We start from the raw sequence: 14,374 nt of genomic DNA on the forward strand, positions 1-14,374 counted from the left end.
GTCTACCCGGTGTGGAGCCCCGGCTCGGCGAGGGCGTTCTGGAGTTGCCGGCGGGAGGTGATGTCGAGTTTGGTGAAGACCTTGCGCAGGTGCCATTCGATCGTGTGGCGGCTGAGGAACATCTGGGCGCCGATCTCGGCGTTGGTCAGGCCGTGCGCGGCGAGTTCGGCGATGCGGGCTTCCTGGGCGGTCAGGGTCTCGCCGGCGCGGTCCGTGCGTTGGCCGACCGTTTCGCCGGTGGCGGCCAGTTCGTGGCGCACGCGGGTGGCGAACGCGTCGGAGCCGGCCGTGGTGAGGATGTCGTACGCCGATCGCAGCTGCCCGCGGGCGTCCTGGCGTCGGCCGTCGCGGCGCAGCCATTCGCCGTACAGGAGGTGAGCTCGGGCCAGTTCGATCCGGACTCGGGTGCGGCTGAGGCGCTCGACGGCTTCCTGGTAACAGGATTCCGCCGCCTCGCCGGTCTTCAACAGGGCGGTCGATCGGGCCAGTACGCCGAGCGCCCAGTCCGTACCGGCGGCTCGCATGACCTCGGTCAGCCGGTTGTACGCCTCGCTCGCCAGTTCGGGCCGGCCGGTGCGAACGGCCGCCTCGACGAGTTCCGGGAAGACCCAGTTGGCGAGCCCCAGATCACTCGGATCGGCGGACGCCGCCAGCGCGGGGTCGAGCGCCTCGGAGTACCTGGCGGAGCTGTTCATCAGGAAGGCGCGCGCCCAGTACGTGAGGGACAGCCCGGCGCCTTCGCCGCGGGCCGTCACCTCGTCGGTCAGCTCCGTGATCAGCCGGCTCGCCTCGTCCGCTCGTCCTTGCATCACGGTCAGCGGGATCTCGCCGTACGGCGCCCGGTTCACGCCGGTCACGTCGCAGATCGTCCGGACCTCGGCGCGCAGCGACGCCGCCGCGGCGAAGTCGCCCGCGTACGCGTGCATGGCCATCCGGGACGTCAACGCGAGCGGCAGTTGGGTCAGATCGCCGTGCTCGCGGGCGATGCGCTCGTGCTTCGCGGTGATGACGTCCCAGAACTCCAGGTCCCTGAGGTCGATCGCGGCGCGGGCGGCCTGGAACAACCACCGCTGATCGTCCGGCTCGGCCCGCGCCGGGTCGGCGAACGCCTCGACGGCCTCCCGGGCCAGTGCGACAGCCGCCGGGTATCCATCGGTGAACGTGACCGCCAACGTGTCGAGCAGCAGGTCCTGTTGGCGTTCGGCCGGTGGCCTCGGCGCGTCGCGAGCAGCCCGGGCCACGCGGCCGGCGGGGAAGTCCGGCGCGAGGATCCCGGCGTACATCGCTGCTGAGATCGCGTCGATGTAGGTGTCGCGGGCCAGGCCGGGGGCGAGTGGTTCGAGCCGGCGAGCGGCGTCCAACAGCATCTGGACGGCCTCGCTGCGGCCGGACACGAAGCTGATCTGGGCTCGGGTGAGCTCGACCATCGCCTGGTGCAGGTCGTCCGCCGACCAGTCGTCGGCCACGACGAGCAGTTTCAGCGCGTCCTCGAAGGCTCCGGCCCGCAGCGACGCGTGGGCGGCGGCCAAGGCCCGCGCCGCCTTGGTGGCGGGGTTGGGGGTCAGTTGGGTCGCGCGCTTCAGGAATGCCGCCGTCGCCGCGAGGCCACCGCGGCGCTGGGCCCGGTCCGCGGACGCGGCCAGTTCCGCGGCGATGTCCTCGTCGGTGTCGGCGGCTCCGTTCGCGCGATGCCACGCCCGCCGGTCGGGATCGACGGTCGGATCGGTCGCCTCCGCGAGCGCCTGGTGCACCGCGCGGCGATCCGCTGAGGCCGCCGCCCGATACGTCGCCGACCGCACCAGCGGGTGCCGGAACCTGACCTGCGCGCCGAGCTCGATCAGTCCAGCCGCCTCAGCCGGCCCGGCCGCGCTCACCGGTACGTCGAGGACGCGGAGCGCGCGAAGCAGCAGCGGTACGTCGCCAACGGGCTCGGCGGCCGCGGTCAGCATCAGCCGTTGGGTCTGCGAGGGAAGGGCCTGCACGCGCTGGGCGAAGTTCTGCTCGAGCTGGCTCGCCAGTGGGCGGACGTCCGGCCGCTCGAACCCGCCCGCCAACTCGGCGGCGCTCAACCCGCGCGGCAGTTCGAGCAACGCCAGCGGATTTCCGCGGGTCTCGGCTACGATCCGGTTCACCACGTGGGCGTCGAGGCGACCGGGAATGACAGCTTCGAGCAGGGTCTTGGCGTCGTGGTCCCCGATGCCGCCGACCACCAGCTCCGGCAGGCCTCGCCACTGCGGTGTGGTCACCGGATCCCGAAGACCGAAGACCACACCGACCCGGTCGGCGAACAGCCGTCGCGCGGCGAACGTCAGCGCCTGTGCCGAGGCCTGGTCGAGCCACTGCCCGTCGTCGACGACACACAGCAGCGGCTGCGCGACGGATGCCTCCGACAACAAAGTCAGCGTCGCGGCTCCCACCAGGAACCGGTCCGGCGGCGCTCCGGTGCGCAACCCGAACGCGACGTCGAGTGCCTCCCGCTGCACCGGCGACAGCCTGTCGGCAAGCTCCAGCAGCGGAACACAGAGCTGATGCAGGCCTGCGAACGGCAACTCCATCTCGGCCTCGACCCCGGACGCCCGAACCACCCGGCACCCGTCGGTCTGCCCAGCCAGCTCGTCGAGCAGAGCCGACTTCCCGATCCCCGGCTCACCCCGGACGACCAGCGCCTGCCCCTGCCCACTGCGTACGTCGTCCAGCAGCCGCCGCAACCGCGCGACCTCCTGCCGCCGACCTCGAAGCCCGACCACCGTCCCGTCTGCCATGGTCACCTCCCTCAGCCCAGGCTAAAAGCCCGCGCGGGAGACCACCACGCTTTCAGCGCAGCCAGACCTCGACCAGCAAGGCCAGCCCGAAGGCCATCGTCGCGACCGCGTGGACACCGACGGCGACGGGAAGTGCAGTGGCCCTATGTGCAGGGCGCCGGGATCTGCGGTTCGGCGCGGATCGTCATCCGGAGGCGAGGTCCGGCTGGACCGGTCAGTCGATGCCTTCGACGATGCGGAAGTCGCGCTCGACGCCGTCGGACAGGGCGGCCAGCGCCTCCTGGTAGGCGGCACTCCCGTGCGCCGCGACGGCCTGCTCGAAGCTGTCGAACTCGACCAGGACGGTGCGCTCGGCGATCCCGGCGTCATGCGCGACGACCCGACCGCCACGGATGAGGGTCCGCCCGCCGAAGGCCTGGACAGCCGGAGGGGCCAGCTTGTTGTAAGCAGCGAGTTTCTCAGGGTCTGAAATGGTGCGGTAGGCGCTGACCCAGTAGCCCTTGGGCATGGAACCTCCAGTGTTGGGACGAGTGCTGTGACTTACGGGTTGGTCTCGGTCGAGCGCCGGCGGGCGAGAGCGCTGAAGTCGCCGGGTCGTCGATCGTCGGTCGGCGTCTCTCGTCGAGACGTACGACGATGCGGTAGTCCCGGCGATTGTCGGAGTGGGGATGGTCGGAGCGCCAGTGGCAACCGCGGCTGTCCTGACGTGCGTTCGCTGCCACGACGACGGACCGCGCCACCGTTGCGAGCGGTCCGGTGCCGGCGGTCTCGAGCTCGTCCGCGGCGGCGTTCAGACCAGCGCCGTCGCGACGGATGCCGGCGTACCGGCTCAGGATCGTGCGGATCCGCTCCGGTTCGCGATCCTCGCCCAGCGCGACCTCGTGTGAGCTGCCGTGGTCCGCCGCGGGGAGCTCGAGGGTCAGGGCCGTGGCGACGCGCCGCCCGAAGACCAATCCCTCCAACAGACTGTTGGACGCGAGCCGGTTGGCCCCATGGACGCCGGTCGCGGCGACCTCGCCGACGGCGTACAGACCTGGTACGTCGGTTGCGCCGTTGCGGTCGGTCCGAACGCCGCCGCACAGGAAGTGTTCGGCCGGCGCGACCGGGATCTGTTCGGACAACATGTCGACGCCGATGCGTGCGCAGGCGGCCAGTACGGTCGGGAATCGCCGCCGGAGCAGGTCGGGCGCGACACCTGTCGCGTCCAGCCAGACGTGGTCGGATCCGTCCCGGCGCATCGTCGCCTCGATCGCCCGTGCGACGATGTCCCGCGGAGCCAGATCGGCTCGCGGGTGCAGTCCGTCCATGATCCTGCGACCGTGCGCGTCGCGCAGTACGCCGCCTTCGCCCCGGACGGCCTCAGTGATCAGAGGCAACTGACCACTCGTCTCGCCGGTGTGGAGCGCTGTGGGGTGGAACTGGACGAACTCCATGTCCACCAGCGATGCGCCGGCGCGCAACGCCAGGGCGATGCCGTCACCGCGCACCGACGACGGATTGGTGCTCGCCAGATAGGCATTGCCGATACCGCCGGTGGCCAGTACGACGGCGCGCGCGTCGATCTGCGTGACCTGGTTGCCTGTCTCGACGAGCACACCGACGATGCTTCCGGAGTCCGACTGGACCAGGCCGACGGTCCGTCCGGTCATCGTCTGGACGCTGGTTCGGCGCACTGCGGTACGGAGCGCGCGATGCACTTCCGCCCCGGTCGCGTCGCCGCCGACGTGCACGATCCGGGGACGGCTGTGGCCGCCCTCCAGAGTTCTCGACAGCGATCCATCGGCGCTGCGGTCGAAACGAGCCCCGTGGGCGATGAGCTCGGCGAGTCGCTGTGGTCCTTCCTCGACCAGCGCCCGAACGTTGCGGGGATCGCAGAATCCCGCGCCCGCGATGTCAGTGTCACGCCAGTGGTCGAAGGGATCGTCCTCGCCGTACGCGGCCGAGACGCCGCCCTGCGCCCAGGGGGTGCTGCCGTCGCCCGCGCTGAGCAGAAGTACGTCGCGGGTCGCAGCGAGACCGAGCGCGGTCGACAGGCCCGCCACGCCGGAGCCGACCACGACCACGTCGACGGAGCGCGTCATCGAGCACCCGCAGGCTTGCCGATGGCAACCATTCGCTCGACCGAACGCCGGGCCCGCTCGACGATCTCGGGCGGTAGCTGGATCTCGTCGCGGCCTTCCCGCAGGCATCGCACCAGCAGGTCCGGGGTGATCATCTTCATGAAGCGGCACGAGGCCTTCGGGTTCACCGGCACGAAATTCGTCCGCTGGTTGACCTTGCGAAGCTGATGGAGCATGCCGATCTCCGTCGCGATCAGGGCCGTCTTCGCGGTCAGGTCGCGGGCCGTGTCCAGCATGCCGGCGGTCGAGAGGATGTGGGTCCGCTCGACCGGCAGATCACCCACGCCGGCGAGCCAGATCGCGGACGACGCGCAGCCGCACTCGGGATGGACCAGGACCTCGGCCTCGGGATCGGCTGCCACCTGAGCGCGCAGGTCGGCCGCGCTGATGCCGGCATGCACGTGGCACTCGCCCATCCACACCTCGATGTTGTCCCGGCCGGTCTGCCGCCGGACGTGTGCTCCGAGGAACTGGTCGGGCAGGAACAGGATCGGCTGATCCGCCGGAATCGAGTTCACCACTTCCACCGCGTTGGACGACGTACAGCAGACGTCGGCCTCGGCCTTCACCGCCGCGCTGGTGTTGACATAGGCAACGACCGCGGCATCGGGGTGCTGGGCCTTCCAGGCCCGTAGCTGGTCGGCGTCGATGGTGTCGGCCAGCGAGCAACCCGCCTGGGCAGTGGGGATGAGCACCGTCTTGTCCGGGCTGAGCAGCTTGGCGGTCTCCGCCATGAAGTGCACGCCGCAGAACACGATGGTGGAGGCGTCGGTGCCGGCCGCGATGCGGGACAGTGCGAGTGAGTCGCCGACGTGGTCGGCGACGTCCTGGATCGCCGGTTCCTGGTAGTTGTGGGCGAGGATCACCGCGTCGCGCTCCTGGGCGAGGCGGCGTACCTCGTCCTGCCAGGTGATCGCTGTGTTCTGAGCAGTGGTCACAACAGATCCTTCTTCCTCAGTTGACGCCGTGATCGCGGGCGACCAGCAGGCTGATGTCGAGTGCCGTGGGGGAGTGGGTCAGGGCGCCGACCGAGACGGCGTCGACACCGGCGGCGGCGACGTCTGCGACGGTGTCGAGCGTGATGGTGCCGGAGGCCTCGAGTTGCGAAGTGGACCCGGAGGTGTTGCGCCGCTCGACGATCAGGGCCATCTCCGCGGCCGGCATGTTGTCCAGCAGGATCCACTCGACCTGGCAGTCCAGTGCTTCGCGGGCTTCCTCCGCGGTGGTGACCTCGACCTCGATCGCCAGACCTCTGCCTTCGGAGGTCATGCCGTCCCGGACTCGGCGTACGGCCGGGAGGATGCCGCCGGCCGCGGCGAGATGGTTCTCCTTGAGCAGGACCATGGCGGCCAGGTCGAGCCTGTGGTTCGTACCGCCGCCGCAGCTGACGGCGTACTTGTCCATGACCCGGAGGCCGGGCGCCGTCTTGCGGGTGTCAAGCAGCCGGACCGGGCGCGCTCCGATCGCGTCCACGAAGGCTGCCGTGAGGGTTGCGATGCCGGACATCCGCTGGACGAAGTTCAGCGCCACCCGCTCGCCGGTGATGATCGAGCGCGCCGGACCACTGATCGAAGCGAGCCGCTGTCCCGGGAGGACCGGATCCCCATCGGCAACAGCCGGCCGCACCGTGACGGTGGGATCGATCGCGGCGAACACGCCCTGCAGGAGCGGCAGACCGGCCACGCGACCCGCCTGCTTGGCGATCACCGTCGCCTCGGCCTGTCGTTCAGCCGGGACGCTCCATCGGGTGGTGACGTCGTCCACCGCCCGGTCCTCGGTCAGTGCGGCCGTCACCGCGGTCCGGACCGTCTCCGTCGTCAGTTGCACAGCTGCTCCGATCATCAGTGAGATGGTGTTTTCGCCTCAGAGGCGATAACTGGGCTCCACGCTACCATCGGCCTCATGCCCGCAGCCAAGAAAGGTGATCCGGTCCACTTCCCCAGCTACCCGCACGAGGTGCTGTCGGTGGTTCTGTCGGTCCGGGACGGCAGGTTGTGCGTCCTGCTGTGGAAGCGCGCATTGAACCCGTACCGCGGCCGCTGGGCGCTGCCCGGCGGCGGGGTCGAGCCCACGCAGCGGCTCCGGGAGGCCATCACCAGGCACCTGGCGACGAAGGTCGACGTCCGCGACGTCGCACACCTCGAACAGCTGGCCACCCACAGTGCGATCGATCGCGACCCGCGAGCCCGCGTCCTGGCGACCGCCTACCTCGGGCTGGTTCCGTCGGACGTACAGCCGGTGCTTCCGTCCGACACGGTCTGGCATCCGGTCGACGACCTGCCACAGACCGCGTTCGACCATCACTACTTCATCGATGCCGCGGTTGGTCGGCTGCGCGCCAAGCTGTCCTATACGAACATCGGCTTCGCGTTAGCTCCTCTGGAGTTCACGATCGCCGAGCTGCGCGATCTGTTCGGCGCCGCACTGGGGTATGAGCTCGGCGCCACCAACCTGACCCGCGTCCTGACCCGACGCCGCGTCATCAACCCGACCGAACGGCGAGCCTCCCCCGGCCAGAGCGGCGGCCGGCCCGCGACCGTCTACACATTCGTCGCCCGCGAGCTGACTGTCACCGACCCTTTCGCAGTACTCCGACCGCCCGCTGACAGGCCGGGGAAACCGCACGCGTCGTGAGCATGGTGGCCACGCAACCAGCAGTGCCTCATGGAAGAGCGCGGCGAGGTCGTCGTTCGATGCCGACAAGCGATCACTGTTCCACAACGACGCAGGCAGTATGCCTGAAGAGACATACTGCCTGGTCGAAGCGAGCGCGCCCGGCAGGATTCGAACCTGCGACCAACGGATTAGAAGTCCGACGCTCTATCCAGCTGAGCTACGGGCGCATGTGCCGGTGGCACGGGGAAGAGTCTCTCAGATCCGGGGGCGATCGTGCTCGCGGGTTCCGGTTCGGTGGGGTCGCGGGGTGTGACGGGGCGTACGCCGTACGGGATCGTGCTGGAGAGCAGTGGAACTGTGGCGTTCCATCCCGGTAACGCTGAGTGGGCGGTTCTGCCGTGCTGCCGGGACTCCAACTAGGCTGCGGGCATGAGTTACCCCTCAGGAGGCCCCGCCGGCCCGCCGCAACCGGCGGCGACTGGTTCGGCCGGCGCGTCGTACCCGCAGCCGAACACGCTCGGGCCGCACCCGGTTCCGGGGCAGCGGCGGAACAAGGGGCTGCTGATCGGCATCGTGATCGTGGTGGTGTTCGCGATCGCGGGGCTGATGATCTTCGGGATCGTGGCCAAGTCGGTCGGCGCCAGCGGGTTCATGTGGGGGATCGGGCTGGCCTTCGTCCCGATCGTGCTGATCATCCCGCTGTACCTGTGGCTGGACCGCTACGAACCGGAGCCGCTCAAGTACATCGTGTTCGCGCTCTGCTGGGGTGCCTTCATCGCGACCCTGGCCGCGATCTTCATCAACACCCGGGCCGCGGACCTGCTGCACGAGACCGCCGGCGGCGGCAACCGCGCCGCGGTCTTCGTCGCGCCGCCGGTCGAGGAGTTCGCCAAGGGCGCGGTGATCCTGCTGCTGGCGCTGGTCCGGCGCAAGGAGTTCGACGGGATCATCGACGCCCTCGTGTACGCCGGGATGGTCGGCGTCGGCTTCGCCTTCACCGAGAACATCCTCTACTTCGGCCGGATCTTCGACCAGCTGTCCGAGGAGGGCGGCAGCGCGGCCGGCGTCCGCGGGGTGCTCGGGCTGTTCATCCTGCGCGGGGTGTTCTCACCGTTCGCGCATCCACTCTTCACGTCGTTCACCGCGATAGGTATCGGCATCGCCGTCCGGCACCGAAGTACGGCGGTCCGCTTCCTCGCGCCGATCGTCGGTTACCTGGCCGCCGTCCTGATGCACGGGCTCTGGAACGGCGGCGCGAGCTGGGCCGGCGGCGAGGGCTTCCTGACCGTCTACATCTTCCTGATGGCGCCGCTGTTCTTCGCGATGGTGATCTTCGCGCTGGTGATGCGGTCGCGTGAAGGGCAGATGATCGCGTCCCGGCTCTACGACTACGTCCGGTTCGGCTGGCTCAACGGCCAGGACGTGCCGCTGATCGCGACGCTGCGCGGCCGCAAGGCGCTGCGCCAGAACGCGAAGCGCTACGGCCCGCAGGCCGAGGCCGCCGCGAAGGCGTTCCAGCAGACCGCGACCGAGCTGGCCTACCTGCGCGACAAGATCGTCCGGCAGGTGATCGGCGCGGACGCGCTCGACACCGAGAAGAAGCTGCTGGACGAACTGCGCGAGCGACGGCCCAGTGTTCCGTTTCCGCCGATGCCGGCGTTCGCGACCGCCGTACCGCAGTTCGCTCCCGCGGGTCCTGGGGTGCCGGTGCCCACCTCGTACGGCGGAGCGCCGTACCAAGGGGGTCCGGGGTATCCGGGCGCACCGCAGCAGGGTGGACCTGGGTACGACGCGGGACCACAGCAGGGCGGACCGGCGTACGCCGGGGGACCGCCGCAGCAGGGTGGACCCGGGTATCCGGGCGGACCGGCGTACCAGGGTGGGGCGCAGCAGGCGCCGTATCAGGGGGAGCCGGGCCGGCCGCAGGACGCCTCGCGGGGACCTGAGCAGGCCGGTGGACCCGGTACTGCGGGGGTACCGGGGGGATATCAGCCGGGTGGTTATCCGGACGGCCAGACGGGGTATCCATCGGGGCAACCCGGGCAGCCGACCGGTCGCCCTGGTTACTCGCCGGGACCCACTGGAACACAAGGACCGCCGGGAGGATACGGTCCGTATCCACCGTCGCAGTGACTTGCCCCCCGTCCACGCCGCCACACGGGATGAAGATGACTTTGCTTCTGCGCTGTCCGACCGGGCACTCTGTGCTCGTGGACGGACACCGTGGCTGACATCAGGTCAGCAGCTGGTGAGGGTTCGGAGCGCTCGGATGAGCCGCAGGTTCCGGACCAGGCGGAGCCTGCCCGGATGACGGACACCGGTGCCAAGAGCAAGAGTTTCTGGCGGCGCCGGCGGCGGAAGTCGTCCGAGCCGGTGGGCGCTGAGTCTGCTGCTGAGTCGACTCCGGAAGAGGCTGCTGCTGAGAAGCCGGCTGTTGCTGCGGAGTCGGCAGCCAAGACCGAGCCGGCTGCCGCCGGTGAGTCGACGTCGGCGGACGGGTCGTCCGAGAAGGCGGCCGCGGACCAGTCGGCTGAGCCGAAGGACGCTGACGTGCCCGCGGAGCCGAACGAGTCCACGTCGGATGCCGACGACAAGTCTTCGGACGGCGAGTCCTCGGACGGCGCCGAGCCGAGTGCTGATGCTGTGGTCGAGGAGACGTCGTCCGGTGACGACGAGTCCGGGGAGGACCGCCCGGCGGTAGGCGTGACTTATGAGCCAGAGGAGTCGCCGGACGGTTTCCCGCTGGAGTACGGCGAGATCATCGTCGGGCTGCCCAAGGGCGGTGAGGTGCCGGAGTCGGAGCGAATGGTCGATGCGCGGGTGATCGCTACCGACGTACCGGGTGAAGACGACAAGGCGGCTGAGCCTGAGAAGTCTGCAGCCGACGACCCGGCTGCCGCGGTGGTTGCCGCGGACATGGAAGAGACTGCTGCTGATGGCTCGAATGGGGTTGCTTCGGTAGCCAAGGATGCGGAGGGCGAGGAAGCCGCTCCTGCTGGTGAGGCGTCGGAGGACGCCGCCGACGAGACCGTCGAGGAGAAGGCTGCCGCGAAGGCCGAGGAGGACGCTCCCGCAGAGCCCGAGGAGAAGGCTCCCGCGGAGGCCGAGGACGAGGCTGCGGTTGCTGATGACGTACCGGAGACGGTGGAAGTCGCTGCGACGGCCGTGAAGGACTCGGACGACGAGGACGCGCCTGCGGAGACCGCTGCGGCCGAGGCTGTTGACGACGCTCCGGCTGCGGAGGACTCGACGGAGGAGGGCGCCGACGAGGCCGAAGGCGACTCCAACGACGACGCAGAGGCCGAAGCCACGGCATCCGACGCCGAGTCCGACGCCACCGAGCAGCCGAACGACGAAGCCGAGCAGCCGAACGACGAAGCCGAGCAGCCGGACGACGAAGCCGAGCAGCCGGACGACGCCGAGCCCGAGGAAGAGCTGTCGCCTGAGGAGACCGCCGCGAAGGCGGCCGAGCAGCAGGCGGCGATGGCGTTGATCACCGCGCTGATGAAGCTGCGCGGTGCCCTTGCCGACAGCAAGCTTCCGCTGGACGTGGTGGGCGCCGACGAGGCCCGTCAGCAGCGCAAGGCGATGCTGGACCAGCTGGACGACTACGTGCTGCCCCGGCTGGTCCAGCTCGAGGCCCCGGTCCTGGCGGTCGTGGGCGGGTCCACCGGCGCGGGCAAGTCGACCCTGGTGAACAGCCTGATCGGCGAGGTCGTCAGCGAGCCCGGCGTACTCCGGCCGACCACGAGGTCGCCCGTGCTGATCCACAACCCGGCCGACGCCGAGTGGTTCGCCGGCGACCGGGTGCTGCCGGGCATGGCGCGGTCGAGCGGCAACAGTCCGGGCGGCATGGAAGACCCGGGACAGATCAGGTTGGTTGCCGCCGACACCATTCCGCGCGGCCTGGCCATCCTGGACGCCCCGGACATCGACTCCGTCGTCGAGGCCAACCGTGAGCTGGCGACGCAGTTGCTGGCCGCGGCCGACCTGTGGTTGTTCGTCACGACCGCCGCCCGGTACGCCGACGCCGTGCCGTGGGAGTTCCTGCAGAGCGCCTCGGACCGCAGTACGGCGGTCGCCGTCGTACTGGACCGTGCCCCGGCCGACACGATCGACGACATCACCGGTCACCTGGCCCAGATGCTGCTCGAGCGCGGTCTCGGCGACTCCCCGCTGTTCAGCATCAAGGAGACCGTCGTCGACGAGCGCGGCATGCTGCCGAGCGAGACGGTTGCCTCGATCAAGGACTGGCTGATCGACCTGGCCGCCGACGCGGAGGCCCGCTCGGCCGTCGTACGGCGGACCCTGCAGGGCGCGGTCACCGCGATGACGAAGAAGACGCCGGCCTTCTCCAAGGCCGTGCGGGCGCAGGCCGACACGTTCGACGAGCTGCGCACCACCGCCGCGACGGCGTACGAGCGCGCGGTCAAGGACATCGCCAACGCGACCCAGGACGGCACGATGCTGCGCGGCGAGGTGCTCGCCCGCTGGCAGGAGTTCGTCGGCACCGGCGAACTGCTCAAGGGCCTGCAGACGAACGTCGGCCGCCTGCGCGACAAGGTCCGGACGGCCGTGGTCGGCAAGCCGCCGCCGACGCGCGACCTCAACGACGCCGTCGAGTCCGGGCTGGAGTCGCTGCTGCGCGAGCACGCGGAGGCAGCCGCCGAGCGGGCCGAGGAGTCGTGGCAGTCGACGGCCGCCGGGCGGCAGTTGCTCGCCGCGGGCGAGCGCGACCTGGGCCGGATGTCGAAGGAGTTCCCGGCCGCCGCGAGCCGTGCGGTGCGCGAGTGGCAGGGCTTCGTGCTCGAGTTGGTTCGGAAGGAAGGCGCGGACAAGCGGTCCACCGCGCGCATCCTCGCGTACGGCGTGAACGGGCTCGGCCTGTCGCTGATAATCGTGATCTTCGCCAGCACCGCGGGCATCACCGGCGCCGAGGTCGGCGTCGGTGCGGGCACCGCGGTGGTCGGGCAGAAGCTGCTGGAGGCGGTGTTCGGCGACCAGGCGGTGCGGAGCCTGGCGGCGAAGGCCCGACGGGACCTGGAGGATAGGGTTCAAGCGTTGATGGATGCCGAATTCGCCCGCTACCTGGCTGTGCTCGACCAGCATCCGGTCGATCCCGAAGCACCCAGGCAACTGACCGAGGCCGCGCGCGCGGTGGAGGACTGCACGTGACGGGAATTGTGGATACGGTCAAGGGCCTGGTGCGCGGCTCTTCCGATGTCCTGACCAAGATCGAGGCGCTGGAGGACGCGGCCGAGGCCGGCAAGGGCCGCCTCGACCAGGTGGTGCTCAGTGAGGCCGAGCAGATCGTCGACCGGGCCGGACAGCGGCTGCGGATGTCCGGCGACCTGACGGTGGTCGCGCTGGCCGGTGCGACCGGTTCCGGCAAGTCGTCGCTGTTCAACGCGATGACCGGGCTCGACCTGGCCGCGATCGGTACGCGGCGGCCGACCAGCTCGATGCCGCTGGCCTGCGTGTGGGGCGAGGAGCCCGCCGGTGAGGTGCTGAACTGGCTGGGCATTCCGCGGCGCCACCAGGTGCAGCACCGCAGCTCGCTGGAGGAGCAGCACTCGGAGGACCTGGATGGGTTGGTCCTGCTGGATCTGCCCGACCACGACTCGACCGAGGTGGAGCACCGGCTGATCGTGGACCGGCTGGTGGAGCTGGTCGACCTGCTGATCTGGGTGGTCGACCCGCAGAAGTACGCCGACGCCGCGCTGCACAACCGCTACATCAAGCCGTTCGCGTCGCACTCGTCGGTGATGGTGTTCGCGCTGAACCACATCGACAAGCTGACCGACGAGCAGCGCAAGAGCTGCCTGTCCGACCTGGACCGGCTGCTCAAGGCCGACGGGCTGAAGAACCCGACCGTGGTCGGTACGTCGGCGGTCAGCGGCGCCGGTCTGGACGAGCTGCGCAACCTGCTGGTGAAGCGGGTCAGCAACAAGCGCGCCGCGCGCGAGCGGCTGGCGGCCGACGTCGACCGGGTCGCGGACCGGATGGCCAGCCAGTGCGGCAACGCGAAGACCCCGGAGATCGCCAAGTCGGACATCACCGAGCTGGTCGACGCGCTGTCCGAAGCCAGCGGCGTACCGGTGGTCGTGGACGCCGTACGACGCTCGTACCTGCAGCGTGCCCGGGCGGCGACCGGCTGGCCGGTGACCAAGTGGCTGGGCCGGTTCCGGCCGGATCCGCTGCGGCGGCTGCATCTGGACCAAGGCGCCAAGCAGCTGGGCAAGGCGGCCCGCAAGTCGGCGTCCAACGAGGTGTCGATCGCCCGGTCTTCGTTGCCTGCAGCAACACCGGTGCAGCGGGCCCGGATGGACACCGCGGTCCGGACGATCACGAACAAGGCGGCCGCGGGGTTGTCGCGGCCGTGGGCCGACTCGGTGCGCTCGGCGGTCCGCCGGCGCGAGGAGTCGCTGGGTGACGAGCTGGACCAGGCGGTGGCCCGGACCGATCTCGGTGCGTCGTCGACGCCTGGCTGGTGGGGCGCAGCGCGGTTCCTGCAGTGGGTGCTGTTCCTGGTAGCGCTCGGCGGTGCTGTGTGGCTCGCGGTGTTGGCTGTCCTCAGCTACTTGCAGCTCGACGATCCGCCTCTGCCCCGGTGGAACGGGATCCCGTACGCGACGCTGATGCTGATCGGCGGTGTCGTCCTCGGGGTGCTGGTGTCGCTGGCGTGCCGGCTGTTCGCCTCGAACGGTGCGAACCGGCGGGCGCGGTTGGTGGCGCGGGCACTGCGGGCCGAGCTGGAGAAGGTTGCCGACAGCCACGTTGTCGACCCGGCCCGGGCCGAGCTGGACGCGTACACGGTCTGCCGCGACAAGCTGGCGATCGCCCGGCGCTGAACACAGCAGTGCTCCGGAGCGTGGC

9 protein-coding genes and 1 tRNA gene are annotated in these 14,374 nt (G+C 70.1%); 4 read left to right on the top strand and 6 right to left on the bottom strand.

Annotated features, from left to right (window positions below; translation table 11 throughout):
• Positions 1–2 precede the first annotated feature (2 nt).
• From ACQPXM_RS12365 to nadC, 5 genes are all read right to left on the bottom strand, one after another.
• A complete protein-coding gene (locus ACQPXM_RS12365; protein ID WP_432947951.1) occupies positions 3–2,762 on the bottom strand; it encodes a helix-turn-helix transcriptional regulator in 2,760 nt (919 codons plus the stop codon).
• A 214-nt stretch (positions 2,763–2,976) separates the two neighbouring features.
• The gene (locus ACQPXM_RS12370; protein ID WP_432947953.1) at positions 2,977–3,270 is read right to left on the bottom strand and encodes a DUF1330 domain-containing protein; all 294 of its coding nucleotides are present in this window, start codon (positions 3,268–3,270) and stop codon (positions 2,977–2,979) included.
• Positions 3,221–4,843: an L-aspartate oxidase gene (gene nadB / locus ACQPXM_RS12375; protein WP_432947955.1), complete on the bottom strand. Its 1,623-nt coding sequence runs from the start codon at positions 4,841–4,843 to the stop codon at positions 3,221–3,223. Before nadB ends, ACQPXM_RS12370 begins: the two co-directional genes overlap by 50 nt.
• The gene (gene nadA / locus ACQPXM_RS12380; protein ID WP_432947957.1) at positions 4,840–5,820 is read right to left on the bottom strand and encodes a quinolinate synthase NadA; all 981 of its coding nucleotides are present in this window, start codon (positions 5,818–5,820) and stop codon (positions 4,840–4,842) included. Before nadA ends, nadB begins: the two co-directional genes overlap by 4 nt.
• A gap of 16 nt (positions 5,821–5,836) precedes the next feature.
• Positions 5,837–6,724 (bottom strand): carboxylating nicotinate-nucleotide diphosphorylase, encoded by an 888-nt coding sequence (gene nadC, locus ACQPXM_RS12385; protein WP_432947959.1) that lies wholly within the window; start codon positions 6,722–6,724, stop codon positions 5,837–5,839.
• A gap of 60 nt (positions 6,725–6,784) precedes the next feature.
• Here nadC and ACQPXM_RS12390 point away from each other — a divergent pair, with 60 nt between their 5' ends.
• On the top strand, positions 6,785–7,516 hold the full coding sequence (locus ACQPXM_RS12390; RefSeq protein WP_432947961.1) for an NUDIX hydrolase: 732 nt from the start codon (positions 6,785–6,787) through the stop codon (positions 7,514–7,516).
• A gap of 135 nt (positions 7,517–7,651) precedes the next feature.
• Here ACQPXM_RS12390 and ACQPXM_RS12395 read toward each other — a convergent pair.
• Positions 7,652–7,725: transfer RNA gene (locus ACQPXM_RS12395), tRNA-Arg, on the bottom strand.
• 202 nt (positions 7,726–7,927) lie between these two features.
• Here ACQPXM_RS12395 and ACQPXM_RS12400 point away from each other — a divergent pair.
• From ACQPXM_RS12400 to ACQPXM_RS12410, 3 genes are all read left to right on the top strand, one after another.
• Complete coding sequence (locus tag ACQPXM_RS12400; RefSeq protein ID WP_432947963.1) at positions 7,928–9,631, top strand: PrsW family glutamic-type intramembrane protease; 1,704 nt, start codon at positions 7,928–7,930, stop codon at positions 9,629–9,631.
• Positions 9,632–9,805: 174 nt separating this feature from the next.
• A complete protein-coding gene (locus ACQPXM_RS12405) occupies positions 9,806–12,673 on the top strand; it encodes a dynamin family protein (RefSeq protein WP_432947965.1) in 2,868 nt (955 codons plus the stop codon).
• Positions 12,670–14,349, top strand: a complete 1,680-nt coding sequence (locus tag ACQPXM_RS12410) for a GTPase (protein WP_432947967.1) — start codon at positions 12,670–12,672, stop codon at positions 14,347–14,349. The genes ACQPXM_RS12405 and ACQPXM_RS12410 overlap by 4 nt, the downstream gene beginning before the upstream one ends.
• Positions 14,350–14,374 lie beyond the last annotated feature (25 nt).

It is taken from the genome of Kribbella sp. CA-253562 (assembly GCF_050942265.1).
Taxonomy (GTDB): domain Bacteria; phylum Actinomycetota; class Actinomycetes; order Propionibacteriales; family Kribbellaceae; genus Kribbella.